Below are 23881 nucleotides of genomic sequence, written 5' to 3'. Positions count from 1 at the left end.
ACGGTCAGCGCACCACGGCGGGGCGGAAGGCGACGGGCCGCGCGACCGGCGGGGCCTCGCCGATGGTGGCGACGAGCCGCTCCCGGGGCGTCCGCAGCCGGGTCCGGAACGCGTGGTTGAGCAGGGCGTCGAGCTGCCACACCTGCTTCGGGTGGCGGGTGCGGATGAGGAACCGCTCGCGGATCCCGTCGATCGCGGTGGCGGCCATCTCGACCGACTGCAGGCGCGGGTCGGGGCTCCAGGTGACGTTGCTGAGTTCCCGCAGTTCCGTGTTGAGGTGCAGGCGCAGCCGGTGCAGCACGCGGGTCTGCTGGGTGACGACCAGCCGTCGGTGGGTCAGCAGGAGCAGGTACTCGCCGGCCATCGGGCGGTCCGGCCGGGCGCACCGGGTGACGAGGATGGTGGCGTCGCCGGAGCCGACGCAGCGTCGGAAGACCGGCATGTGCCGGGTGACGGTCTGCACCGCCAGCCCGGCCTCGGAGGCGGCCGGGAGGAACGTTCGGGAGAAGACGTCCATGCCCTGCCCAACGAGGCGCGACCTGGGGTGACGTGGGTCACGCCGGAATTTTGGAACTTCCACGCGCGCGCGTCGCACCGCACGTCCGGCTTCGGCGCCGGCCACGGCGGGACCGGCCGAGCGTCGCCGGGCCGATGGCGGGCCGGGCCGATGGCTGGCCGGGCCGGGCCGTCTGGGTCGAGACGGGACGGGCCGAGCCGTCGGGGCGGCTCAGACCGGGTCCGGCGCGAACAGTTCCTGCAACCAGCCGGGCACCGCGGCGGCGTACTCGGCGCGGGTCGGGTCGGCGATCGGGAGGGCGCGACGCCAGGAGAGCGCCCGGCTGACCCGGGTGACGCGGACGGCCAGGCGGGCCGTCTCGCGCAGCGTCGCCGGGTCGTGCCCGTCCGACCACGGCTCCAGGTAGGCGTCGCGCAGCCGCGCCAGCGCCGGGTCGCCGTCGGGCAGCCCGAACGCGTCCGCGACCGAGTTGAGCGTCACCAGCAGGGTGCCGAACGGGTGGGCCACCGAGGCGTCGCCCCAGTCGAAGAAGCGGTGCCCGTCGCCGGCCACGAACACGTTGCCGTCGTGCAGGTCGTCGTGCTGGACGGTCGGCGCGAGACCCGACGCGGCCAGTCGCCGGCAGTCCTCGGCGAAGGCGGACCGGTGGGCGCGCAGCCGCCCGTACGCCTCGACGGTGAGCCCGCCTTCCGCCCCGAGCAGCAGCGACTCCTCGTCGTCCAGCAGCGCCTCGAACAGCTCCGGCAGTACCTCCGGCCGGTGGTCGGGTACGCCGAGGGCGAGCAGTTCGCCGGCCCGGGAGGCGACCGCGCGCTGGAGATGGGCGTACTCGGGCAGGACCCGCTCCCAGCGGCTCAGCAGGCTCCGGTCGCCGCCCAGCGCGTCGCGCAGCGTCCGGCCGCCGTCGGGCAGCAGGGACCAGCCGCGCTCGGCGTCCACGGCGACCGGGTCGAGCACCCGCTCGGGGGCGAGGCGGGCCAACGCGGCCAGCAGCGCGGCCTCGTGCCGGGTGCCGGGGTTGTTCGCCTTGAACCAGACGTCCCCGGCGTCGGTCGGCACCCGCCAGACCAGCGACCAGGGCCGGACCCGTGGCTCGACCGGCCCGACGACCCGGCGGCCGTGCCGACCGAGCCGCTCGCCGATCCAGTCGAGGGCGGTCTCCCGCCAGTGCGGGTCGGCCCAGTCGGTGCGGGCGGCGGCGTCGGTCACGCCCGGCAACCTAGCCGCCGCCCCGCCACGGGGCCAGGAGTTTTCCCGCCCGCTACAGCAGCTCGACGATCGTCGCGTTGGCCATGCCGCCGCCCTCGCACATCGTCTGGAGGCCGTAGCGGATGTCGTTGTCCCGCATGTGGGCGAGCATGGTGCACATGATCCGGGCGCCGGACCCGCCGAGGGGGTGGCCGAGGGCGATCGCGCCGCCGCGCGGGTTGAGCCGCTCCGGGTCCGCCTCGGTCTCCGCCAGCCAGGCCAGCGGCACCGGCGCGAACGCCTCGTTCACCTCGTACACCCCGATCTCCTCGATGCCCAGCCCCGCGCGGCGCAGCGCTTTCGCGGTGGCCGGGATGGGCGCGGTGAGCATGGTGACGGGGTCGTCGGCGGCGACGACGGCGGTGTGCACGCGCGCCAGCGGGCGCAGGCCGTGCCGGCTGGCCCACTCGCTGGTGGTGACGGCGAGCGCCGCCGCGCCGTCGGAGATCTGCGACGCGGAGCCGGCGGTGACGACCCCGTCGGCGCGGAACGGGGTGGCCAGCTCGCCGAGCTTCTCCAGCGAGGTGTCCCGCCGGATGCCCTCGTCGGCGGCGAACTTGCCGCCGTCCGCCAGGGCGACCGGGGCGATCTCGGCGTCGAAGGCGCCGGCGTCCTGCGCGGCGGCGGCCTTCTCGTGGCTGGCGAGGGCGAACTCGTCGAGCTGCGTGCGGGACAGGCGCCAGCGCTCGGCGATCAGCTCCGCCCCGACACCCTGGTTGAACGGCAGCGGCGCGTCGTCGGCGAAGCCCTCGACGCCGCGGTAGCGGTCGCGCAGCTGGTCGCTGAAGGGCGACCCGCCGGCCACGCTGGAGCCCATCGCGACCCGGGTCATCGACTCGACGCCACCGGCGACGACCAGGTCGGCCTGGCCGGAGAGGACGGTGGCGGCGGCGAAGTGCAGGGCCTGCTGGCTGGAGCCGCACTGCCGGTCGAGCGTGGTGCCGGGCACCGACTCGGGCCAGCCGGCGGCGAGCACGCCGTTGCGGGCGACGTTCCACGACTGGTCGCCGACCTGGGAGACGCAGCCCCAGACCACGTCGTCGACCTGGGCCGGGTCGATGCCGGTGCGCTCGGCGAGGGCGCGCAGCACGTGCGCCGAGAGATCGACCGGGTGCACGGTGGCCAGGCTGCCCTTGCGCCGCCCCACCGGGGTGCGTACCGCGCCGACGATGACTGCGTCACTCATGACTACTCCCCGGTAACTTGGGCCGGCCCCGATCCTACGTCGTCGGCGGGCCGGGCGTCCTCCCCCGGTGCCCTGGCATGCTGAACGGATGTCTCCCGACCCGGCCCCGACCCGGCAGTGGCGGGTGCCGCCCACCCTGCCGGCGCTCAAGCTGACCGGCGCGGTCGCGCTGCTCGCGCTGGCCCTGCTCCTCGACGGGGGCGACCCGATCCGGTTGGCGCTGGCCGTGCTCACCGCCGCCGCGCTCGCCGGCTGGGCCGCGCGGGACCTGATCGCGCCCGTCCGGCTCGCCGTCGACCCGGACGGGATCACCGTCGTCCGGGGCTTCGCCGGGCACCGGCGGCTGCCCTGGTCGGCCATCGAGAAGGTGACCGTGGACCGCCGCGCGCGGCGGGGCCTGACCAGCGAGCTGCTGGAGATCGACGCGGGGGAGTCGCTGCACCTCTTCGGCCGCCACGACCTCGGCGCGGATCCCGCCGAGGTGGCCGAGGCCCTGCACGAGGCCCGCCCGCACTGAGCGGGCCCGCGCACCGGGTCGCGGCGGTGGCCCCGGCCGGCCCGCGCCCGGAAGGCGGGGACCAGGCGGGAGGTCAGCCGCCGACGATGGCCGCGGTACGGACCAGGGCCAGACCGATCAGCGCCGCCACGATCACCGCGACGCCCGCGAGCTGCACCAGCGACCGGCGCGACCTCGGGGCGTACGCGAACACGAGCGCCAGCAGCGCGCCGACCACCAGGCCCCCCAGGTGCCCGGGGATCGAGATGCCCGGCACGGTGAACGTGAAGACCAGGTTGATCACCAGGACGGGGAGCACCTGGGAGATGTCCCGGCCCATCTTCCGTTCGATGACCACCAGCGCGGCGAACAGGCCGAAGATCGACGTGGAGGCGCCGGCGGTGAGCTGGTTCTCCGCGCTGAACAGATAGGCGGCGACGTTCCCGCCCAGCCCGGCGACCAGGTAGAGCGCCAGGAAACGCAGCGGCCCGAGGCTGGCCTCCAGCGACCGCCCGAGCACCCACAGCGCCCACATGTTCAGCAGCAGGTGGACCACGCCGTAGTGCAGGAACATCGCGGTGACCAGGCGGTACCACTCGCCCTCGGCGATGCCGCCGACCGTGCCGTCCGGGAAGATCGCGCCGCCGAGCACGGAACCCCAGTCGGTCAGCGGGGTGCTGCCGCCCATCAGGCCGCCGAAGCCGGAGCCGCCGACCGCCGCGTCCCCGCCCCGGTCCGAGGCGATGGAGAGCAGCATCAGCAGCACGTTGAGCGCGATCAGCGCCTTGGTGACGTAACCGTGCCGGCCGGCGGTACCACCACCGAAGGCGGTACGCGCCGGCCGCACGCTACGACGTCCCTCCGCCACGCACTCCGGGCACTGGAACCCGACCGACGCCTCCCGCATGCAGTCCGGGCAGATCGGCCGGTCGCAGCGGGTGCACCGCACGTACGTCTCCCGGCCGGGGTGCCGGTAGCAGACCGGGGTGGTGGGTGGCGACTCGCTCACCGCGCCCGCCCGCCGTCGCGGAGCGTGCGGCCCACCAACCGGTCCCGGCCCTCGGAGCGCTCAGTCATGCCGGCAAAGGTACCTCGCGGACCACTCAGGCAGCGGTCCGCTCGATCTCGACCCGCTCGATGACGACGTCCTGCAACGGCCGGTCGTTCGGACCGGTCGGCGTGTTGGCGATCGTGTCGACGACCTTCGCGGACTGCTCGTCGGCCACCTTCCCGAAGATGGTGTGCCGGTTGTTCAGGTGCGGCGTCGGCGAGACGGTGATGAAGAACTGCGAGCCGTTGGTGCCCGGCCCGGCGTTCGCCATCGCCAGCAGGTACGGCTGGTCGAAGCGCAGCTCCGGGTGAAACTCGTCACCGAACTTGTAACCCGGGCCACCGCGGCCGGTGCCGGTCGGGTCGCCCATCTGGATCATGAAGCCGCTGATCACCCGGTGCGAGATGGTGCCGTCGTAGTACGGCCCGCTGCCCGGCTGACCCGTACGCGGGTCGGTGTATTCGCGGTTGCCCTCCGCCAGGTCGACGAAGTTCTTGACGGTCTTCGGGGCGTGGTTCTGGAAGAGCTCCAGCCGGATCGGGCCAGCGTTGGTGTGCAAGGTGGCGTAGACAGCCTCGGCCACGGGTACTCCTCACTCGTTGGTCAGTTCCATGCGGATCCTCCCATGTGCCCGATCTGGCAGTGCGGAGGCATCCGAAGGTGGAGGATGACGAAGGAACAACTCCCAGGAGGTGGGACCGTGTTTGGAATCGGGCGGCGTAAGACCCAGGGGCAGCTGGCCAAGGTGGAGCTGAACCAGGGCCTCGGTCACCTGAGGCAGGCCGCGACGTACGCCGCGAAGGGTGCCGGCGCCACCGTCGCCCCGCGGGTCCAGGCGGCCCGGGGCGCGGTCGCGCCGACGGCCGTCATCGTGCGCGACCGCGCGTCCAGCGGCCTCGCGTCCACGGTCGCCGCGCTCGCGCCGCTGGCCCTGGCCGTCCGCAGGGCGCAGGCCGAGGCGGCGGGCAAGGCGGTCACCGGCCGCAAGGCCCTGGCAGCCAAGCAGGTCGCGGCCGGCAGGAAGGTCAAGGCGAAGAACATGAAGGCTTCCCGGAAGAAGAACTCCCGGCGGGGCGGGTCCATGATGACCGGTCTGCTCGCGGCCGGCGCGGTGGCCGGGGTCGCCGCGGTGGCGATGCGGCGGCGCCGGGAGCAGCAGGAGTGGGCCGAGTACGACCCGACCCGCACGCTGGAGCCGATGCGGGACGAGGTGGAGACCATGGAGATCCGCACCCCGGTGGCCGACGCCTCGACGATGTCGGGCGGTTCGGGCGTGGCGGGCGGTCCGACCGGCGCCGGCAGCTCGGCGGTGGCCGGCGGCGACAGCGCCTCCACCAGCACCCCCGGCAAGCAGCCGACGGTCCACGCGACGGACAAGGTCCCGTCGGTGGCCGAGGGCGCCAAGGACACCTCGGGCCGTCCGGCGGACGACCTGACCGAGGCGCTCGGCAAGGGCAGCGCCAAGACCAACGGCCGCCGCTGACACCTCTGTCGGTCACGGAAAGCGCCGGCGAAGCGGCTCCCGCCGCCCCGCCGGCGCTTCCGCGTCCGGCGGAAGCCGCGGGTCAGGCGGCGGCAGGCTGTGCGTCAGGCTCGGGCAGTCAGAGCCAGCCGTTGCGGCGGAACCAGCGGTAGAGGGCCAGCGAGATCGCGAGCATCAGGGCGAGCACGACGGGATAGCCGTACGTCATCTTGAGCTCCGGCATGACCTCGAAGTTCATCCCGTAGATGCCGGCGATGGCGGTCCACACGGCGGCGATGGCGGCCCACGCCGCGATCTTGCGCATGTCGTTGTTCTGGTCGACCGTGACCTGGGCCAGCCGCGCCTGGAGGATGGAGTTGAGCAGGTCGTCGTAGGAGTTGACCTGCTCGACGGTGCGGCTCAGGTGGTCCTGCACGTCACGGAAGTAGCGGCGGATCTCCTTCGGCACGTCGCGGTTCATCTGCGCGGTGAGGGTCAGCAGCGGACGCTGCAACGGCATCACCGCCCGCTTGAACTCCACCAGTTCCCGCTTCATCTGGTAGATCCGCTGGATCCGGCCGGTGGACTGGCGGTCGAACACGTCGGCCTCCAGCGTGTCGAGGTCGTCCTCCAGCCGGTCGGCGACCTCCAGGTAGATGTCCACCACCCGGTCGGTGACCGCGTACGCCACCGCCCAGGGCCCCTGGAGCAGCAGGTCCTGCTTCGTCTCCAGGTCGGCGCGGACGGGGGCCAGCCGGCAGGCGTCCCCGTGCCGCACGCTGATCAGGAAGTTCGGGCCGATGAAGAGCATCACCTGGCCGGTCTCGACGACCTCGGAGTGCTCGGTCAGCTCGGCGTGCTCGCAGTACCGGGCGGTCCGCAGCACCAGGAAGCTGACCTCGCCGAACTGCTCCAGCTTGGGGCGCTGCTGCGCCTTCACCGCGTCCTCGACGGCCAGTTCGTGCAGCCCGTACGTGGCGGCGATTGCGGTCATCTCGGCCAGCTCCGGCTCGTGCAGGCCGAGCCAGACGAAGCCATGCTCCTCGCGGCGGGCCGCGTCGAGGGCCTCGGCGTACTGCCAGTCGCCCGGCTGCCGGCGGCCGTCGACGTAGAGGGCGCAGTCGACCACCGCGTTGCGCTGCGGGCCGGCCGGCGGGGACGGCTGCTGGGGGTTGTCGGAGTTGAGCCGGCGGGTCATCGCCCGCACCGGCGCCACCCAGTCCCGGGGCCTGAGCACCCGTCCGCCGTTCGACGCGGTCGTCCGTTCCCGGTCCGTCATCATGCCCCCTCCCCATGCGCCGCCGCCGGTGAACAGTACGCCGCCGTGGATGATCACCGCCGGTGACGATCGCCGGGATGGTGGCGCCGGGTGGGCCGGGTCGCATCAGGGGGGTGAGGGGACGACACGGCCCACCCGACGCCCTTTTGGGGGCGGGGGTTGTGCTGGTCGCGCCGCCCCACGTGCCGCCGGCCGGGCCGACCCGGGCTCGTCGCCGGGCACGGCGGGGCCGGAACCGGGCGGTGAACTCCGCTACACGTGGTGAGTGACGCTCGCAGCATTGTGGGCCGTCGGCCGCCCCGGCGGGAGTCCCGGGGCGGCCACGATCGTCCAACTGTCAGAAATCTGACAGAAATTCAGCTCCGTACGGCCGCCATGGCCTCCGCCAGGCGCCGCACGCCCTCGTCGATGCGGTCCGCGGTCACCGCCGAGTACGCCAGCCGCAGGGCGTGCCGCCCGCCGTCGACGACGAAGTCGCTGCCCTTGACCACGGCGACCCCGCGCTCGGCGGCGGCCGGGGCGAGCCGGTCGACCTCCACGTCCTCGGGCAGCTCGACCCAGAGGAAGTAGCCGCCGTCCGGCTCCACGAAGCGGGCCTCCGGGATGTGCCGGCGCAGGGACTCGGCCAGCACCCGGGCCCGCTCGCCGAGCGCGGCGCGCACGGTCTCGATGGAGCGCTCGATGTCGCCGGAGACGCAGAACTGGTGCACGATCGCCTCGGAGACCATGCCCGGCGAGATGTAGAGGCTGGTCGCCTTCTTCGCGATGTCGCCGATCAGGTCCGCCGGACCGACCAGGTAGCCGACCCGCACGCCCGGGCAGACCGTCTTGGTGAAGCTGGAGGCGTGCACCACGACGCCCCGGGTGTCCAGCGAGAGCATCGACGGCAGCGCCTCGCCCCGGAACCGGATGTCGGCGTACGGGTCGTCCTCGAAGATCGTGAACTCGTACTCGGCGGCGAGGTCGAGCAGCTCCCGGCGCTTCTCCAGGCTCAGGGTCACGCCGGCCGGGTTCTGGTAGTTCGGGATGACGTGCGCCAGCCGGGGACGCACCCCGGACTCCAGCAGCTTGCGCAGCTCGGCGGTGTCGAGCCCGTCCGGCTGGACGGAGACGCCGTGCAGCTCGCTGCCCATCCGCTGGAGGTTGAGCAGCGTCCGGTCGTACGTCGGGCGCTCCACCACCACCGCGTCACCGGGGCGGACCAGGTGGTCGAAGAGGAAGGCGTCCGCCTGCAACGACCCGTTGGTGATCAGCACCTGGTCGGCGGAGACCCCGTGCTTCTCGGCGATCCACTTCCGCAGCGGAAGGTAGCCGACGGAGGTGCCGTACGCGGTCACCCCGGCGGGGTCGGCGTCGAAGGCGCGGACGGCGGCGGCCTTGAGCCCCTCGACATCGACGATGTCCAGTGAGGGAGCGCCACGGGCGAAGGAGATCAGCTGCTCGGCGGTCATGGCTGTTCAGCGTACGGAAGCCGACGGGGTGCGTGCGGAAGGCACGGCGATGTCCGCATCCTGAGCCACCGGGACGGGTGACCGGCGTCGACCGGTCGGCGGCAGGTCAGACCGGAAGGCCGAGCGGGTCGTGCTGCGCCTCGCGGGAGAGCCCGTCCACGTGCAGGCCGAGCGCCGCGATCAGCTGCCCCCAGTCGAAGTAGGACCGCCAGGCCGCGATCCGGCCACGCCGGACCCGGACGACGCCACCACGTCCCAGCTCACCAGCCGACCGGTCGGCGCGACGGTGCCGAACGGGGTGTGCAGCACCCCGGTGTGGGTGCCGGTCAGCCGCTGCTCGACGGCCGCGCCACCGGCCGTCTGCACCGACCCGAGCGGGTCGACGGACAGGTCCGGGAAGGCGCCGGTCCAGGTGCGCAGCAGGGCGGGCAACTCGATCGGGCGCACCGTGACGCCGGGCATCGAGTAGAAGGCGTCGGTCGCGTAGAGGTCCGGCAGCCGGGCCACGTCCCGCCGCAGGAGCATCGCGTACTGCTGCTCGACCAGCCGATCCGCGCCACGCATGAGGACCTCCGTCGCGGGTCACGGCCCGTCCGCGCCCACACCGGATCCTTACCCGTCGATCGGCCCGCCACACCCTCCGCCGAGCGGCGGCTCAGGTCGACTCGGCCATCCGGCTCTCCGCCCAGACCCGCATGATGTCCCGGACGGAGATCACCCCGGCCACCTCGCGCCCGTCGAGCACCACGAGGTGCCGGAAGCCGCCCCGGGCCATGGCCGCCGCCGCCTCCTCCACCGTCCACTCCGGCCCGGCGTAGACCACGTCCCAGGTCAGGTGGGCGGCCGTCCGCTCGACGTCGCAGTCGAGGTCGGCCCCGATGGCCCTGAGCACGTCGCGTTCGGTCATGATGCCGACCCCCTCGGAGTCCGGGTCGATCACGACCGCCGACCCGACACCGCGGGCCGACATCATCCGGGCCGCCTGGCGGAGCGTGTGCTCCGGGCCGACCACGAGAACCTCGCTGGACATCGCTTCCCGAACCTGCATCACGCATCACCCCTGTGGGACGGTGGCACCCGGTAGGGGACATGGTGCGCCCGGGCGCTGCCGCGGACAAGACCGGCCGTCGCCGGAACGCGCCACCGCTCGCTACTGTCGTGGCGTGTCCACCGAGCCTCTGCGCTGCGCCGGCGCGCTGATCGTCGACGACGACGGTCGACTCTTCATCCAGCGACGGTCTCCCCACCGGCGCATCTTTCCCAACTGCTGGGACATCGTCGGCGGTCATCTGGAACCGGGCGAGGACTGGATGGACGCGCTGCGCCGGGAGGTGACCGAGGAGACCGGCTGGACGGTGTCGCACGTGCTCGGCCAGGTCGGGGAACACCACTACGTCGCCGACGACGGCCTGGCCAGGGTCGAGCGCGACTGGCTGGTCCGGGTCGACGGCGACCTGACCCGGCCGACGCTTGAGGTGGGCAAGCACACCGAGTTCCGGTGGCTCGCCGCCGACGAGCTGGACCTGCTCGACGAGCACCGCGACGTCAACGACGGCCTCATCCGGCGGATCGCGGACGAAGGCTTCGCCGCCCTGCGTTCGATAGGTCTGTGAACGACACCGTCGAGCTGGCGCCGCACCGGTTCGCCGGCCTGGTCGCCCCGGCGGTCGACCGGACGTTCGTCGCCGGCATCCTCGCCGGCCGCGACGGCGGCGGCGCCGAGCTGAGCCAGCGGTACGGCGGGCCGGCCGCGACCGGCTTCCTGCTGGAGTTCCGCACCCGCCTCGCGGCGCCGGGCGGGACGGTCGACGAGGCCGGCTTCGCGGCGGTCACCCGCTACCGGGACCCGGTCGAGTGCCGGCGGGCCCTGGACAAGCAGGTGGCGTACGGGATGATCCACCGCAGCTCAGAGGGCGAGCTGTCCGCCACCGAGCGCGGACTGGCCTTCCTCGCCGAGATCTGGCAGGTGCACGCGGAGGTCACCGAGGAACTGTGGGCGGGGCACGAGGACCGCGTGCTGCGGCTGGTGGAGGCGTTCGGCCGGGTGCTCACGTGCGCGCTGGTGCTGGCCGACGAACCGGGCGCCGAGCCCGGTGCCGCGTTCGCCGCGACGGCGCCGCCGTACGAGCCGGACGGCACCCCGCCCGGCGTGCTGCTGCTGAACCGGCTCGGCACGATGCGCTACCACCGGGCCGACGCGCACGCCGCCGCGTGGACCGCCGCCGGGCACAGCGCGGCGAGCGCCGCCGCCCTGCCGCCCGGCCCGGAGCAGCTCGCCATCGAGCTGGAGACCGACCGGCGGGCCGCCGCCCCGTACGCCGTGCTGAGTGCTCAGGAGCGGCTGGAGGTGCTGGCGGACCTGGCGGCGCTGCCCGGCTGACCCGGTTGGCCGCAGCGGTGCCGCCACGCGGGGCTATCCTCCAGCGGTGACCGGGAGTCGTACGAGGGAGGACGCCTCAATGATCGGGATGGTGCTGGCAGCCGGGGCGGGGCGCCGGCTGCGCCCGTACACCGACACCCTGCCCAAGGCGTTGGTGCCGGTGGACGGCGACACCACCATCCTGGACATCTCGCTGCGCAACCTGGCCGAGGTGGGGCTCACCGACATCGTGATCGTGGTCGGCTACGCTGCCGACGCGGTCGTCTCCCGCCAGGCGGAGCTGGAGAAGAAGTACGGCGTCACGCTCACCCTGGTGCACAACGACAAGGCCGAGGAGTGGAACAACGCCTACTCCCTGTGGCTGGCCCGTGAGCACTTCGCCCGGGGCGTGCTGCTGGTCAACGGCGACACCGTGCACCCGGTGAGCGTGGAGAAGACCCTGCTGGCCGAGCGCGGCCCGGGCATCCTGCTCGCCGTCGACACCATCAAGCCGCTGGCCGAGGAGGAGATGAAGACCACCTTCGACGCCGCCGGCCAGCTCACCCGCATCACGAAGATCATGGACCCGGGTGAGGCGTACGGGGAGTACATCGGCGCGACGCTGATCGAGCCGCAGGTGGCCGACGCCCTCGCCGACGCGCTGGAGGCCACGTGGCGGCGTGACCCGAACCTCTACTACGAGGACGGCTACCAGGAGTTCGCCGACCGGGGCGGGGAGGTGCGGGCGGCGCCGATCGGCGACGTCCTCTGGGTCGAGGTCGACAACCACGCCGACCTGGCCCGGGCGCGGGAGATCGCGTGCCGCTACTAGCCCGTACGGTCAACACCCCGCTCGTGATCGAGGTCCGGCGGGGTGCGGTGGCCGACCTCGGGCCGCTGCTGGCCGACCGGCGGATCTCGGCCGGTGGGGACGTGGCCGTCGTGGTCGGCCCCGGGCAGGGTGAACGGATCGTCGAGCTGTGCCGGCCGTCGCTCGGCGCGGCCGACGTCTTCACTGTCGTCGGCGGCACCATCGACGCGGCGAACGATCTCGGTGACCGGCTGCGCCGCCGCCACTACGACGCCGTGGTGGGCATCGGCGGTGGCAAGACCATCGACACCGCCAAGTACGCGGCCACCCGCTACGGGATCCCGATGGTGACGGTGGCGACCAGCCTGGCCAACGACGGCATCGCCTCCCCGACCGCCTCGCTCGACCACGAGGGCGGCAAGGGCTCCTACGGGGTGCACATCCCGATCGCGGTCATCGTCGACCTCGACTTCGTCGAGAACGGCCCGGACCGGCAGACCCAGGCCGGCATCGGCGACGCGGTGAGCAACCTGAACGCCTGCGCCGACTGGGAGCTGGCCCACGAGGTGCGCGGCGAACCCATCGACGGGCTCGCGGTGACGCTGGCCAGGACGGGCGCCGAGGCGCTGCTCAACCACCCCGGCAAGATCACCGACGACGGCTTCCTCACCACGCTGGCCGAGGCGCTGATCCTGGGCGGCATCGCCAGCTCGGTGTGCGGGTCGACGCGCCCCGCCAGCGGCGGCGACCACGAGATCTCGCACGCGATCGACCGGCTCCACCCCGGCACCGCCGCGCACGGGGAGCAGGTGGGGCTCGGTGCCCTCTTCTGCACGTTCCTGCGGGGGGACACCGAGCGGTTCGGTCGGCTCGCAAGCTGCCTGCACCGGCACGGCCTCGCCACGACGCCGGGCGACCTGGGCCTGACCGACGAGCAGTTCGTCGATGCCGTGCAGTTCGCGCCCCGGACCCGGCCGGACCGCTACACGATCCTCGAACACCTGGCGATGTCGCCTACCGAGACGCGGGAGCGGCTGGCAGACTACGCCGGTGCAATCCGCGACCACCTTGGCTGAGCCCCGTCCCACCGTCGCCGACTTCCACCGGGTCAACCGGGGCGGCGGCCTGTTCAGCGAATCGATCAGCCAGTGGCTGGGCGCGGTCTTCGCGCTCGTCGCCCAGCGCCTCGGGCTGCGCCCGACCGCGCTGACCATCGCCAACCTGGTGCTCGGCCTGGCCACCTCGGTCACCGTGGTCGCGCTCGCCGGGCGGGTCGCCGCCGGTGAGGTGCCGGCCTGGGCCGTCGGGCTGCTCGCGCTGGTCGGCTGGCAGGTGGCGTACGCACTGGACTGCGCCGACGGTCAGCTCGCCCGGGTGACGGGTCAGGGCAGCGCTGCGGGCGCCCGGGTCGACGTGCTCTGCGACGTGGCCGCCCAGATCGCCCTGGTCGCCGCCCTGTCGGCCACGGCCGTGGCGCAGGAGCCGTCGACGCCGAGCTGGCTGGTCGCGATCTTCGCCGGCACCTGGATGGTCAACCTGGTCACCTCCGTGATGCAGGCCGGTCCGAACGCCGCCAGCATGGTCACCTCGACCTCGCTGCCCGTACGCCTCGTGAAGCTGGTCCGCGACTACGGCGCGGTGATCTTCGCCGCCGGCCTGGTGCTGGCCTTCGCCCCCGCCCTGGTCCTCTGGGTGATGGTGGCGTTCACGATCGTCAACGGCGGCTTCCTGCTCGCCAGCATCGCCTTCTCCGCCCGCGCCTCCCTGCGCTGACCCCCCGGCCCCGGTCTGACGTCGCAACTGCCGCGCGGGAGATCTTGGTGAGAAATGGCCCCTGCGGGGGCCGATTCCTGCCAAGATCTCCGCCGATTCCGCTACCCAGCCGATGATGAGGTGGCTCAGTCGGCGCCGGGCGCCGCGACCGGCAAGCCCACCTGTGCTGCGATGTCCGACATGCGCTTGTCGTACGTGACCAGCACGTCGAGCGCGTCGCCAAGAGCCTGGGCACTCGCCACGTGCAGCGCGTCCAGCGTCCGGATGCCGGTGGGGAGAGCCGCTGCCGAGTTCCGGACCTCCTCGGTCAAGAGGATCTCGGTGAAGTTTCGGGCCAACATATCCATGGCGTCCGGATAGTCGCCGATCCGGTCGAGCGTGCGCACCGTCTCGACGAATCCGACGGAGCTGGTTCCCATCGGCATGCCGACCCGGCTGTCCAGGAAGTCCTGCAGTTCCGTGGCGTGGGTGCGGCCGGCAATCAATGTGATCAAGGCGGACGAGTCCAGGTAGATCACCGCTCATCGTCCTCGCGGTCGCTCAGCAGCAGATCAAGAGGCGACACATCGGGCGGTACGTCGTAACGGGGGAGCCGGTGGATGTCGCTCGTGGTGGTTGACTTGAGGCGGATAGTCCCTTTGGCCACTAGTGTGGCGTATCTGCTGAGCGTCCCCGAACCCGGCAGCAGCACGGCGATCACACTGCCGTGCCGCGTGACCTCGATCGTCTCCCCCTGCTCAACCCGGGCGAACATCGCGCTGGGGTTGTAGGAGAACTCGCGAACCGACACGGTGCTCACGCCCACACCTCCTTGTGCCGACAACACCGCGATTGTACCTACAGAGGTTCTCGCGGCGGGCCGGTCAGTGGCGGCGCGCCACGTCGGCGTAGATGTCGAGGAGGCGCTTGGTGACCACATCGGGGTGGAACGTGCGCTCGTAGCGGGCGCGGGCCGCCGGGGCCAGCGTCGCGGCCCCGGCCCGGGCCACCGGCAGTGCGGCGGCCATGGCGGCCGGCTCGGGGGCCACCACCCAGCCCGCCTCGCCCTCCTCCACACCGGCGGGCAGCGCGACGCGGCTCTCTCCCGGGGCGGCCGTGGCGACGGCGGCCGGGCCGGTGCCGACGGGTTCGCGCGGGCCGTCCGCGCCGAGCAGGTACGGGATGCCGCCGAGGGCGGTGCCGAGCACCGGCCGGCCGGCGGCCAGCGCCTCGATGATCACCGTGGGCAGCACGTCGTGCCAGGTGGAGGCGGCGATGATCACCGCGCTGGCCTCGATCGCGGCGCGCACCCCGGCGCGGTCCAGCGGCCCGAGGTAGGTCACGTCGGCGCGCTCGGCGGCGGCGGCCTCGGCCAGCGGGCGCAACTCGCCGTCGCCCGCGATGCGCAGTGGGCCGAGCGCCCCGTCCGGGTGCCGCCGCCAGGCGTCCAGCAGCAGGTCCAGCCCCTTCTCCGGGGAGAGCCGGGCCATGTAGAGGAAGCCGTCGCCGAGCGGCGCGGGCGCCCCCGGGTCGGGGATTCCGTTCGGCTTGACCACGATCCGCTCCGCCGGGATGCCGTAGTCGCGCAGGTGGTCGGCGACCGCCGAGGTGAGCGCGACGAAGCGGTCCACCGAGCGCCAGGTGCCCCGGTGCACGGCCAGTGTGGTCGCCATCAGGGCGCTCTGCGCCCGCGAGCCCCGGTAGCAGCGGTGCACGATCGCCGGCACCCCCAGGGCCCGGCCCCGGCAGTCCTGGCAGATCATCCCGTCGCGGAAGTAGAGCCCCGAGGAGCAGACCTGACGGTAGTTGTGCACCGTCTGCACCACCGGCACGCCGTGCCGGTGCGCGGTCCGCACGATCCAGGGCGAGATCAGGGGGTACGGGTTGTGCAGGTGCAGCACGTCCGGCCGGTGCTCGGCGATGAGCCGGCTCAGGTCCTCCTGCGCGCGGGGCGCCCAGATCGGCGAGATCGGCAGCAGCGCCTTGGCCGACTTCGACATCGACGGGATCTCGTCCGAGCTACGGATGAACGGCAGCACCTCCACCCCGGCCGCGGTGAGCTGGGCGATCTCCGCGTCGACGATCGTGTTCTCACCGGAGGGCTGAGCCTCCCGGTACCGGTTGTGCGCCACCACGATTCTCACGGGAAAGAAGGCTACCGTTGGCTGGTGCCCGAACTACCGGAGGTTGAGGCGCTCGCGGAATACCTGCGTGAGCGCGCGGTGGGGCGGCGCGTCGACCGGTTGGAGGTCGCCGCGATCAGCGCCCTGAAGACGTACGACCCGGCGCCGACCGCCGCCGCCGGGCGGACCGTGACGGACGCCCGCCGGCACGGCAAGTTCCTCGACGTGGTGCTCGACGGCGAGCTGCACCTGGTGGTCCACCTGGCCCGGGCAGGCTGGCTGCACTACCGGGAGGCGTTTCCGTCCGCCGCCCCGCTGCGCCCCGGCAAGGGACCGATCGCGCTGCGGGCACGCCTCGACGACGGCTCGGGCTTCGACCTGACCGAGGCCGGCACCCAGAAGAGCCTCGCCGTCTACCTGGTCACCGACCCGCAGGCGGTGCCCGGGGTGGCCCGGCTCGGCCCCGACGCGCTCGCCACCGAGCTGGGCACCTTCACCGAGCGCATGCGCAGCCGCAAGGGCCAGGTCAAGGGGGTGCTCACCGACCAGACGGTGCTCTCCGGCGTGGGCAACGCGTACTCCGACGAGATCCTGCACGCGGCGAAGCTGTCCCCGTTCGCGCTGACCAACCGGCTGACCGACGACCAGCTGGCGACCCTGCACGCGGCGACGCGGGAGGTGCTCGGCGACGCGGTGCGCCGGTCGGTCGGGCAGAAGGCGGCCGAGCTGAAGGGCGAGAAGCGCTCGGGGCTGAAGGTGCACGCCCGGACGGGGCTGCCCTGCCCGGTCTGTGGCGACGCCGTCCGCGAGGTCTCGTTCGCCGATTCCAGCCTCCAGTACTGCGCGACCTGCCAGACCGGCGGGAAGCCGCTCGCTGACCGCCGGTTGTCGCGACTCGTACGGTGAGTGACGACACTGCCGACTACGGAACGGAATCGGCCATCCCGCGCCGAAGGTCTGAGTTGCGGCTCTACCGGGCCCGTCATCCATCGGTATAGTGGCTCGGTCCCCGGCTTCTGAAATGGCGCGGAGCCGGCCAGACGCCCGGCGGCACCACACCGTCGCGTTGTCCCTCGGGTCAGCGCACGGGTTGGCGCCCGCGTGGGAGACTGGGACGGTGGGCGACCGAGCCCTCACGGTGAGTGAGCGGCTCGTGTCATGCGGGAGGACATGGGTGAGGTGACGACAAGCCTCCAGCGCCCGGTAACCAACACAGGCCGGAGCAAACTCGTGCGGCACGTCGACAGCTTCGAGATCCAGCCGCCGGCACCGCCGTCCCACAACGGCGTACCCCGGTCCGCGTGGGCTCGGGCCCGCCGTCGCGTGTCACGCTGGCACCGCCCCTACATCACACTCCTGCTGCTGCTCGACTTCGCAGCCGCCGCGGTCGCCAGCCTGATCGCCATCGAGACGTTCGACCAGTCGCGGGCGGGCTTCTACAACGCCGAACAGGACCCGACGTGGTTCCACACGGTGGCGTTCGTGCTCCTGCCGCTCGGCTGGCTCGTCAGCCTCTGGGCCAACCGGGCCTACGACCGGCGCTACCTCGGCCTGGGCCCGGACGAGTACAAGCGGGTGATCCGGGCCGGCGTCGCGGTCGCCGCGACGGTGTCCTTCCTCGCCTTCGCCACCAAGACCGACCTGTCCCGCTACACGGTCGGCACCGCCCTGCTCGCGGCGCTGCTGCTGATCCTGCTGAACCGGATGCTCTGCCGCTTCGTGCTGCACGTGGTCCGGCGCAACATCAGCCAGGCCGGTCACCGGATGGTGCTGATCGGCACCCTGCCGGAGTGCCTGGAGGTCTACACCGCGGTCACCCGCAACCCGGCCGCCGGGCTGATGCCGGTCGCCATCCACATCACCGACGGCTACGCGGCGGCCAAGGGCATCGAGACCCCGGTCCCCGTGTACGCGGGCCGCGACGTCCTCGCCCTCGTCCGCGAGGTCGGCGGCGACACGATCGCGGTCTGCGGCTCGGCGAGCTCCGAGCCGGGCGAGCTGCGCCGGCTGGCCTGGCAGCTGGAGGGTTCGGGCGTCGACCTGGTCGTCGCCCCGCAGCTGACCGACATCGCCGGGCCCCGGGTGCACATCCGGCCGATCGAGGGCCTGCCGCTGCTGCACGTCGAGGAGCCGACCCTCTCCGGCCCGGCGCTGCTGGCCAAGAACCTGATGGACCGGGTGGCCGCCGGGGTCGGCCTGCTGCTGCTGGCCCCCGTCTTCCTGGCCATCGCGATCGCGATCCGGCTCTCCGACCCCGGCCCGGTCTTCTTCCGCCAGCCCCGGGTCGGCCACGAGGGCCGCACCTTCCGGGTCTGGAAGTTCCGCACCATGTATGTGGACGCGGAGGACCGGCTGGCCAGCCTGGTCGACCGGAACGAGACCGACGGCATGCTGTTCAAGATGAAGCAGGATCCCCGGGTCTTCCCGGTGGGCCGCTTCCTGCGGGCCTCGTCGCTGGACGAGCTGCCACAGCTGATCAACGTGCTGAAGGGCGAGATGTCGCTGGTCGGGCCGCGCCCGCTGCCCGCCGACGACGGCGACTTCCTGGGCGACGTGCGCCGCCGGCTGCTGGTCCGGCCGGGCATGACGGGGCTGTGGCAGGTCTCCGGCCGCTCCGACCTGTCCTGGGACGAGGCGGTCCGGCTCGACCTCTACTACGTCGACAACTGGTCGCTGGCGTACGACCTGAGCATCCTGTGGCGCACCGTCGGGGTGGTGCTCGCCCGCAAGGGCGCGTACTGACCCCTTGGCGTGCGGGCCGGCAGGGGCCAGGATCGCTGCGTGGGTGGCAACCTCTCGGGCGTCTTCGGCGTCGTCTCGCTGATCGCCGCGCTGGGTGCGGCCCTGTTCGCGGTGGTCCGGCTGCGCGCGCGGCGGGGCATCGCCACGGCCACCCAGCGGGCGACGTACGAGGTGCTGCACACCGCCGGGCTGGCCGCCGAGCCGCTGCGGGCGGGCCTGAGCGCCGCGAACGCGGCGAAGGCCGTACGCCATCTGCGGGCGCTGGTGGGGGCGGCCGGGCTGGCGCTGACGGACCGGGAGGGCCTGCTCGCCCTCGACGGGCGGGGTGGGCACCACCACGCCCAACTGGTCGCGGCGGCCCGGCGGGCGGTGGCGACGGGCCGCTCGACGGTCCTCGGCGAGCCGGAGCTGCACTGCGACCGGGTCGACTGCCCGGTACGCGGCGCGGTGGTCGCCCCGCTGACCGGCGCGGACGGGCGCGGGGTCGGGGTGCTGATCGCGGTCGCCGACGGCCAGCCGGAGCCGGGCCTGGTGCAGGCCACCCTGGAGACGGCGCACTGGGCCGGCAACCAGCTCGCCCTGGCCGAGCTGGACTCCTCGCGGGAGCGGCTGGCCCGCGCCGAGGTACGCGCCCTGCGGGCGCAGATCAGCCCGCACTTCATCTACAACGCGCTGACCGCGATCGGCTCGTTCGTCCGCACCGACCCGGACCGGGCCCGGGAGCTGATCCTGGAGTTCGCCGAGTTCACCCGGTACTCGTTCCGGGCGCACGGCGAGTTCACCACGCTGGCCGAGGAGCTGCGCTCGATCGACCGCTACCTGACCATCGAGCGGGCCCGGTTCGGCGACCGGCTCCAGGTGCGCCTCCAGATCGCCCCGGAGGTGCTGCCCGTGACGCTGCCCTTCCTCTGCCTGCAACCGCTGGTGGAGAACGCCGTCCGGCACGGGTTGTCCCGCAAGCCGGGCACGGGCATGGTGAGCATCGAGGCCCGGGACGCGGGCACCGAGTGTCACATCACGGTGGAGGACGACGGAGTGGGGATGGATCCGACCACGCTGACCGCCGGCATCGCCGAGCTGGCCGGCGCCGCCGGGGGCCCGGGCGACGCCGCGCTGGCCGGCGTCGGAGACGACCCGGGCCAGCACGTCGGGCTCTCCAACGTCGACGAGCGGCTCCGGTCGGTCTTCGGGGACGGCTTCGGCCTGGTCGTCGAGACGGGCCTCGGCTCGGGTACGAAGGTGAGCATGCGGGTGCCGAAGTTCCACCCGGGCGTACGGGCCGGCTCGTGAGCGCGAGGAGTGAGCCGGGTCTGCGAGCCCCGCAGCCGCGTACAAGGGTGGCACCGTGAGCGGCGTGGTGAGCGCGGCGGGTTTCCTGCGGGTGCTGGCCGTCGACGACGAGCCGCCGGCGCTGGACGAGTTGGCGTACCACCTGCGGGCCGATCCCAGGGTGGCCCGGCTGCACACGGCGGGCGACGCGACGGAGGCGCTGCGGGTGCTCCGCGACGGCGACGTGGACGTGGTCTTCCTCGACATCCGGATGCCCGGCCTGGACGGTATGGAGCTGGCCCGGGTGTTGCGCCGCTTCGCCCGGCCGCCGGCGATCGTGTTCGTCACCGCGTACGACGACGGGGCGGTGGACGCGTTCGACCTGGGCGCCACCGACTACGTCCGCAAGCCCGTACGCGCCGAGCGGCTCGCCGAGTCGCTGCGCCGGGTGATCGGCGCCCGGGTGGTGCCGTCACACCCGGCGGCGCTGGCCCGGGCGGAGGAGGATCCGACCATCCCCATCGAGCTGGCCGGCACCACGCGGATGCTGCCCCGCTCGGCGGTGCGGTGGGTGGAGGCGCAGGGCGACTACGCGCGGCTGCACACCGCCGACGGCTCACACCTGGTCCGGGTGTCGCTGGCGACCCTCGCGGAGCGCTGGGCGGACGCCGGATTCGTCCGGATCCACCGGTCGTACCTGGTGCAGCTCAAGCTGATCGCCGAACTGCGGCTGGTGAACTCGGGGTACGTGGTGGTGGTCGACTCGACGGAGCTGCCGGTCAGCCGCCGGCACACCCGCGAGCTGAAGGACAAGCTGGTCCGCGCGGCGAAGCAGGACTGGAACCGCTGACCCGGCCCGCGCGCCCTCGGCACGTGCTGCACCCCCCCGCGCGAGCATCCTTGGTGATCAGGAACTCATGGACCTCACCGGGCCGTCGTGAGGTCCATGAGGTCCTGATCACGGTTGGGCCGGGTGCTCCTGGCCGGGTGTGGTGACGCGTAGCGGCGGGGATGTCCCGGTAGGTCGTCGTCAGATTTCCTTCCGGTCGGGAATACGTGCGCTTCGGCGTACGCTGTACGGTACTCCGTACGACAAAAGGAGGCCGCCTTGTCCGACGCCGCGACCGAATTCGACCGCCAGCTCGACCGGCTGGTGGAGCTGGGCTACCCGGCCCTCGCCGAGCTGACCGAGGACGCCTTCCGTGACCTGGTCGCGCCGCTGCGCGCCGCGGCCGTCGCCGGGTCGGCCGGCCTGCCCGCCCCGGCCGAGGGGCGGGTGCCCTTCCTGCTGGTGGTCACCCGCGACCTGGTGCCGGTGGAGGAGCGCGTCGCGCTGACCACCCTGGCCGGCAAGCGGAAGCCGGGCATCGTCGACCGGCACTACGCCGAGGGCGACCTGCCGAAGTTCGACCCGATCAAGGAGCTGGAGGTGCCGGCCGGGCCGGCGTACCTGCTCTTCGACGTCGACCGGGGCGAGGAGACGCTGAACCTGGCGCCCGCCGCCGCCATGGAGGTGATCACCGGCCAGGGCCGGCTGCCGCTCACCATCGACGAGGGCCTCGCCTTCGTCACCCTGCACCCGGAGGCGCTGGCGAAGAACAAGTGCTTCTCGCTGGTCGGCTCCCGCTGTGGCGACAAGCGGGTGCCGGCGCTCTGGATCAGCCAGGGCGCGCCGAAGCTCGGCTGGTGCTGGTACGGCAACCCGCACACCTGGCTCGGCTCCGCCTCCGCCCGCCCGGAGCGCATCGGCCTGCCCTGAGCGGTCGCGGGGACGGCCGGGGAGCTGACGCCCCGGCCGTCCCCGCCGCGATGTCCACGAGGTTATCCACAGGGGTGACCCGTTCTCCACAGGTTGTCCACAGCCCGGTGTGGACGGCTCCGCCCGGGCGGCCGGCGGCGGGCGCGACGCCAACGGGAGCCCTTGACAATCGCGGCGATCGGGCGAGACTGCCGGGGTGGCCGCTGCCGACGATCCCGTCCCCGCGCCCCGGCAGGGCGGGTCCGCAGCGCCCGGGCACGCGGGCCGGCCCGGGGTGCCGGGGCGTCCCACGCCACCCCAGCCCCGGACCCGGATCGTGCTGGCCGAGGTGTCCCGCCGCGAGGACCGGGCGGAACGCACCCGCGCCGAGTTGGCCCAGCAGACCCGGGTCGGCGACGCGCTCGTCCGAGGGCTGGTCCGCGCCCAGTTCGCGCTGGCCCTGCGGCTCTCCCTGGTGGTGGCGATCGGGCTCGGCGGGCTGCCGTGGCTCTTCGCCGTCGCGCCCGCCCTCGGCCGGGTCACCGTGCTCGGCGTCAACCTGCCCTGGCTGCTGCTCGGGGTGGCGTCGTTCCCGTTCCTGATCGCCGTCGGCTGGGCGTACGTGCGGCTGGCCGAGCGCAACGAGCAGGACTTCACCGACCTGGTCCAGCGGCCGGAGCGCTGAGGTGGGCAACGGCTTCGTCGTACCGGCCATCGTGGCGGTCACCCTGGTCACCGTCGGCATCGGCTTCTACGGGCTGCGGCTGGCGCGTACCACCTCCGACTTCCTGGTCGCCTCGCGGGCGATCAGCCCGACCTGGAACGCCGCCGCGATCGGCGGGGAGTACCTGTCGGCGGCGAGCTTCCTCGGGGTCGCCGGGCTGATCCTCAAGTACGGCGTCGACGTGCTCTGGTACCCCGTCGGCTTCGCCGCCGGCTACCTCGCCCTGCTGCTGTTCGTGGCCGCCCCGCTGCGCCGCTCCGGCGCGTTCACCCTGCCGGACTTCTGCGAGCTGCGGCTCGGGTCGCGTCGGCTGCGTACCCTGGCCACCGCCTTCGTGATCTTCATCGGCTGGCTCTACCTCGTGCCGCAGCTCCAGGGGGCGGGGCTGACGCTGGCCACGGTGACCGGCTCGCCGTACCCGTTGGGGGCCCTGCTGGTGGCCGTGGTGGTCACCGCGAACGTCGCGCTCGGCGGCATGCGCGCGATCACCTTCGTCCAGGCCTTCCAGTACTGGCTGAAGCTGACCGCGCTGGCCGTACCGGCGATCTTCCTGGCGTTGCAGTGGCAGGCCGACGCCCGCCCGGCGGTGACCCCGCCCGACGGGCCGACGTTCCGGACCGCGACCACCGTCGTGGTCGAGCACCGCGCGACCCTCACCCTCCCCGACGGTCGGATCCAGGAGGTACGCCCCGGCGACGAGCTGTCCTTCGCCGCCGGCGACCCGGTGCCGGAGGTGTCCGGGGTGGCCACGGACGCCGCCGACTGGCTGCTGCCCAGCGCCGCCGGGGACGACGACCGGGGCCTGTTCGCCACCTACTCGCTGATCCTGGCGACGTTCCTCGGCACCATGGGACTGCCGCACGTGCTGGTCCGCTTCTACACCAACCCCGACGGTGCCGCCGCCCGCCGCACCACGCTCGTGGTGCTCGCCCTCGTCGGCGCGTTCTACCTGCTGCCCACCATCTACGGGGTGCTGGGCCGGATCTACACCCCGCAGCTGCTGCTGAGCGGGCAGACCGACGCGGTGGTGGTGCTGCTGCCCGGCGCCGCGCTCGGCGACGGCACGGTCGGCCGGATGCTCGCCGCGCTGGTCGCGGCCGGCGCGTTCGCGGCCTTCCTCTCCACCTCCTCCGGGCTGCTCACCAGCGTCGCGGGGGTGATCTCCACGGACGTGCTGGGGCGCGGCTCGGTACGCGGTTTCCGGCTCGCCACGGTGATCGCCGGAACCGTGCCGACGGTCCTCGCGCTCAACCTCGCCGGGCTGGACGTGTCCCAGGTCGTCGGGCTGGCCTTCGCGGTCGCCGCGTCCAGCTTCTGCCCCCTGCTGGTGCTCGGCATCTGGTGGCGGGGCCTGACCGACCTCGGCGCCGCCGCCGGGATCCTGGTCGGCGGCGGCGCGGCGGTCGGGGCGGTGCTGGTCACGGTGCTCGGCCCGCCGCTGTCCGGCTGGCCGGCCACGCTCACCGCGCAGCCGGCCGCCTGGACGGTGCCGCTCGCCTTCGCCGTGATGGTGGCGGTCTCGATGGCGACCCGCCGCCGGGCGCCGGCCGACGTCGGCGCCACCATGCTCCGCCTGCACGCCCCGGAGGCGCTGCGGCTGTAGGGCGCCGGTCGCCCCGACGACGACGCAGGTCGCGGGGGGGGGTACGACTTGGGGATGACCGGGGATCATC

26 protein-coding genes are annotated in these 23881 nt (G+C 73.3%); 14 read left to right on the top strand and 12 right to left on the bottom strand.

All coding sequences use genetic code 11. From position 1 onward, the window contains the following. Window positions 1–4 precede the first annotated feature (4 nt). From AB0883_RS14645 to AB0883_RS14635, 3 genes are all read right to left on the bottom strand, one after another. On the bottom strand, window positions 5–517 hold the full coding sequence (locus tag AB0883_RS14645; protein WP_121397519.1) for a hypothetical protein: 513 nt from the start codon (window positions 515–517) through the stop codon (window positions 5–7). Between the two features lie 210 nt (window positions 518–727). Then, window positions 728–1726 carry a phosphotransferase gene (locus AB0883_RS14640; protein ID WP_366641606.1) on the bottom strand — a complete coding sequence of 333 codons (999 nt, stop codon included), beginning with the start codon at window positions 1724–1726 and terminating at the stop codon, window positions 728–730. A gap of 52 nt (window positions 1727–1778) precedes the next feature. Next, window positions 1779–2951 carry an acetyl-CoA C-acyltransferase gene (locus tag AB0883_RS14635; RefSeq protein WP_366641605.1) on the bottom strand — a complete coding sequence of 391 codons (1173 nt, stop codon included), beginning with the start codon at window positions 2949–2951 and terminating at the stop codon, window positions 1779–1781. 88 nt (window positions 2952–3039) lie between these two features. On the opposite strand from AB0883_RS14635, the gene AB0883_RS14630 reads away from it, so the two are divergent. Further along, the gene (locus AB0883_RS14630) at window positions 3040–3468 is read left to right on the top strand and encodes a PH domain-containing protein (protein ID WP_366641604.1); all 429 of its coding nucleotides are present in this window, start codon (window positions 3040–3042) and stop codon (window positions 3466–3468) included. Window positions 3469–3541: 73 nt separating this feature from the next. Here AB0883_RS14630 and AB0883_RS14625 read toward each other — a convergent pair whose 3' ends face one another. Continuing rightward, window positions 3542–4456, bottom strand: a complete 915-nt coding sequence (locus tag AB0883_RS14625; RefSeq protein WP_366641603.1) for a rhomboid family intramembrane serine protease — start codon at window positions 4454–4456, stop codon at window positions 3542–3544. 94 nt (window positions 4457–4550) lie between these two features. Beyond that, complete coding sequence (locus tag AB0883_RS14620) at window positions 4551–5081, bottom strand: peptidylprolyl isomerase (protein WP_121397514.1); 531 nt, start codon at window positions 5079–5081, stop codon at window positions 4551–4553. An 84-nt stretch (window positions 5082–5165) separates the two neighbouring features. On the opposite strand from AB0883_RS14620, the gene AB0883_RS14615 reads away from it, so the two are divergent. Beyond that, entirely contained in the window at window positions 5166–5981 is an 816-nt protein-coding gene (locus AB0883_RS14615) for a hypothetical protein (RefSeq protein ID WP_366641602.1), read from the top strand. A 118-nt stretch (window positions 5982–6099) separates the two neighbouring features. Here the strand turns inward: AB0883_RS14615 and corA are convergent, their stop codons facing one another. The 4 genes from corA to AB0883_RS14595 all read right to left on the bottom strand — a co-directional run bounded on the left by corA (window position 6100) and on the right by AB0883_RS14595 (window position 9738). Next, the gene (gene corA, locus AB0883_RS14610; RefSeq protein ID WP_366641752.1) at window positions 6100–7239 is read right to left on the bottom strand and encodes a magnesium/cobalt transporter CorA; all 1140 of its coding nucleotides are present in this window, start codon (window positions 7237–7239) and stop codon (window positions 6100–6102) included. A 356-nt stretch (window positions 7240–7595) separates the two neighbouring features. Continuing rightward, on the bottom strand, window positions 7596–8690 hold the full coding sequence (locus AB0883_RS14605; RefSeq protein ID WP_366641601.1) for a PLP-dependent aminotransferase family protein: 1095 nt from the start codon (window positions 8688–8690) through the stop codon (window positions 7596–7598). Between the two features lie 180 nt (window positions 8691–8870). After that, window positions 8871–9254 (bottom strand): nuclear transport factor 2 family protein, encoded by a 384-nt coding sequence (locus AB0883_RS14600; protein ID WP_366641600.1) that lies wholly within the window; start codon window positions 9252–9254, stop codon window positions 8871–8873. A gap of 91 nt (window positions 9255–9345) precedes the next feature. Then, window positions 9346–9738 (bottom strand): CBS domain-containing protein, encoded by a 393-nt coding sequence (locus AB0883_RS14595; protein WP_366641599.1) that lies wholly within the window; start codon window positions 9736–9738, stop codon window positions 9346–9348. A 115-nt stretch (window positions 9739–9853) separates the two neighbouring features. On the opposite strand from AB0883_RS14595, the gene AB0883_RS14590 reads away from it, so the two are divergent. The 5 genes from AB0883_RS14590 to AB0883_RS14570 all read left to right on the top strand — a co-directional run bounded on the left by AB0883_RS14590 (window position 9854) and on the right by AB0883_RS14570 (window position 13633). Beyond that, on the top strand, window positions 9854–10303 hold the full coding sequence (locus tag AB0883_RS14590) for an NUDIX domain-containing protein (protein WP_366641598.1): 450 nt from the start codon (window positions 9854–9856) through the stop codon (window positions 10301–10303). Then, complete coding sequence (locus AB0883_RS14585) at window positions 10300–11070, top strand: hypothetical protein (RefSeq protein WP_366641597.1); 771 nt, start codon at window positions 10300–10302, stop codon at window positions 11068–11070. Before AB0883_RS14590 ends, AB0883_RS14585 begins: the two co-directional genes overlap by 4 nt. Before the next feature lie 79 nt (window positions 11071–11149). Continuing rightward, window positions 11150–11881: a phosphocholine cytidylyltransferase family protein gene (locus AB0883_RS14580; protein WP_121397507.1), complete on the top strand. Its 732-nt coding sequence runs from the start codon at window positions 11150–11152 to the stop codon at window positions 11879–11881. Further along, window positions 11869–12936: an iron-containing alcohol dehydrogenase family protein gene (locus AB0883_RS14575; protein ID WP_366641596.1), complete on the top strand. Its 1068-nt coding sequence runs from the start codon at window positions 11869–11871 to the stop codon at window positions 12934–12936. The genes AB0883_RS14580 and AB0883_RS14575 overlap by 13 nt, the downstream gene beginning before the upstream one ends. Then, window positions 12911–13633 carry a CDP-alcohol phosphatidyltransferase family protein gene (locus AB0883_RS14570; RefSeq protein ID WP_366641595.1) on the top strand — a complete coding sequence of 241 codons (723 nt, stop codon included), beginning with the start codon at window positions 12911–12913 and terminating at the stop codon, window positions 13631–13633. Before AB0883_RS14575 ends, AB0883_RS14570 begins: the two co-directional genes overlap by 26 nt. 125 nt (window positions 13634–13758) lie before the next feature. Here AB0883_RS14570 and AB0883_RS14565 read toward each other — a convergent pair whose 3' ends face one another. The 3 genes from AB0883_RS14565 to AB0883_RS14555 form a co-directional block, all read right to left on the bottom strand. Beyond that, window positions 13759–14151, bottom strand: coding sequence for a type II toxin-antitoxin system VapC family toxin (locus AB0883_RS14565; protein WP_366641594.1), 393 nt, complete (start codon window positions 14149–14151; stop codon window positions 13759–13761). Continuing rightward, entirely contained in the window at window positions 14148–14432 is a 285-nt protein-coding gene (locus tag AB0883_RS14560; RefSeq protein ID WP_366641593.1) for a type II toxin-antitoxin system Phd/YefM family antitoxin, read from the bottom strand. Before AB0883_RS14560 ends, AB0883_RS14565 begins: the two co-directional genes overlap by 4 nt. Window positions 14433–14496: 64 nt before the next feature. Beyond that, the gene (locus tag AB0883_RS14555; protein WP_366641592.1) at window positions 14497–15756 is read right to left on the bottom strand and encodes a glycosyltransferase; all 1260 of its coding nucleotides are present in this window, start codon (window positions 15754–15756) and stop codon (window positions 14497–14499) included. Window positions 15757–15780: 24 nt separating this feature from the next. Here AB0883_RS14555 and AB0883_RS14550 point away from each other — a divergent pair, with 24 nt between their 5' ends. The 7 genes from AB0883_RS14550 (at window position 15781) to AB0883_RS14520 (ending at window position 23811) form a co-directional block, all read left to right on the top strand. Continuing rightward, window positions 15781–16641: a DNA-formamidopyrimidine glycosylase family protein gene (locus tag AB0883_RS14550; protein ID WP_366641591.1), complete on the top strand. Its 861-nt coding sequence runs from the start codon at window positions 15781–15783 to the stop codon at window positions 16639–16641. Window positions 16642–16905: 264 nt separating this feature from the next. Continuing rightward, the gene (locus tag AB0883_RS14545; protein WP_366641751.1) at window positions 16906–18477 is read left to right on the top strand and encodes a sugar transferase; all 1572 of its coding nucleotides are present in this window, start codon (window positions 16906–16908) and stop codon (window positions 18475–18477) included. Between the two features lie 39 nt (window positions 18478–18516). After that, complete coding sequence (locus AB0883_RS14540) at window positions 18517–19767, top strand: histidine kinase (protein ID WP_366641590.1); 1251 nt, start codon at window positions 18517–18519, stop codon at window positions 19765–19767. 67 nt (window positions 19768–19834) lie between these two features. Next, window positions 19835–20596, top strand: a complete 762-nt coding sequence (locus AB0883_RS14535) for a LytTR family DNA-binding domain-containing protein (RefSeq protein WP_366641750.1) — start codon at window positions 19835–19837, stop codon at window positions 20594–20596. A gap of 258 nt (window positions 20597–20854) precedes the next feature. Then, the gene (locus tag AB0883_RS14530; protein ID WP_366641589.1) at window positions 20855–21505 is read left to right on the top strand and encodes a DUF5701 family protein; all 651 of its coding nucleotides are present in this window, start codon (window positions 20855–20857) and stop codon (window positions 21503–21505) included. Between the two features lie 274 nt (window positions 21506–21779). Next, on the top strand, window positions 21780–22169 hold the full coding sequence (locus tag AB0883_RS14525; protein WP_366641748.1) for a hypothetical protein: 390 nt from the start codon (window positions 21780–21782) through the stop codon (window positions 22167–22169). A gap of 1 nt (window position 22170) precedes the next feature. After that, the gene (locus AB0883_RS14520; RefSeq protein ID WP_366641588.1) at window positions 22171–23811 is read left to right on the top strand and encodes a cation acetate symporter; all 1641 of its coding nucleotides are present in this window, start codon (window positions 22171–22173) and stop codon (window positions 23809–23811) included. Window positions 23812–23881: the final 70 nt, after the last annotated feature.

Origin of the sequence: Micromonospora sp. NPDC047812 (assembly GCF_040704175.1) — a bacterium.
GTDB lineage: Bacteria > Actinomycetota > Actinomycetes > Mycobacteriales > Micromonosporaceae > Micromonospora.
Note: the sequence above shows the minus strand (reverse complement) of the source record. Positions and strands in the feature narration are given on the sequence as shown.

Bases quoted from the DNA above. Each gene is read 5' to 3' on its own strand.
- AB0883_RS14605 (WP_366641601.1), bottom strand. From the start codon at position 8,690: ATGACCGCCGAGCAGCTGATCTCCTTCGCCCGTGGCGCTCCCTCACTG.
- AB0883_RS14600 (WP_366641600.1), bottom strand. From the start codon at position 9,254: ATGCGTGGCGCGGATCGGCTGGTCGAGCAGCAGTACGCGATGCTCCTG.
- AB0883_RS14595 (WP_366641599.1), bottom strand. From the start codon at position 9,738: ATGCAGGTTCGGGAAGCGATGTCCAGCGAGGTTCTCGTGGTCGGCCCG.
- AB0883_RS14580 (WP_121397507.1), top strand. From the start codon at position 11,150: ATGATCGGGATGGTGCTGGCAGCCGGGGCGGGGCGCCGGCTGCGCCCG.
- AB0883_RS14630 (WP_366641604.1), top strand. From the start codon at position 3,040: ATGTCTCCCGACCCGGCCCCGACCCGGCAGTGGCGGGTGCCGCCCACC.
- AB0883_RS14635 (WP_366641605.1), bottom strand. From the start codon at position 2,951: ATGAGTGACGCAGTCATCGTCGGCGCGGTACGCACCCCGGTGGGGCGG.
- AB0883_RS14645 (WP_121397519.1), bottom strand. From the start codon at position 517: ATGGACGTCTTCTCCCGAACGTTCCTCCCGGCCGCCTCCGAGGCCGGG.
- AB0883_RS14545 (WP_366641751.1), top strand. From the start codon at position 16,906: ATGGGTGAGGTGACGACAAGCCTCCAGCGCCCGGTAACCAACACAGGC.
- corA (WP_366641752.1), bottom strand. From the start codon at position 7,239: ATGACGGACCGGGAACGGACGACCGCGTCGAACGGCGGACGGGTGCTC.
- AB0883_RS14615 (WP_366641602.1), top strand. From the start codon at position 5,166: ATGACGAAGGAACAACTCCCAGGAGGTGGGACCGTGTTTGGAATCGGG.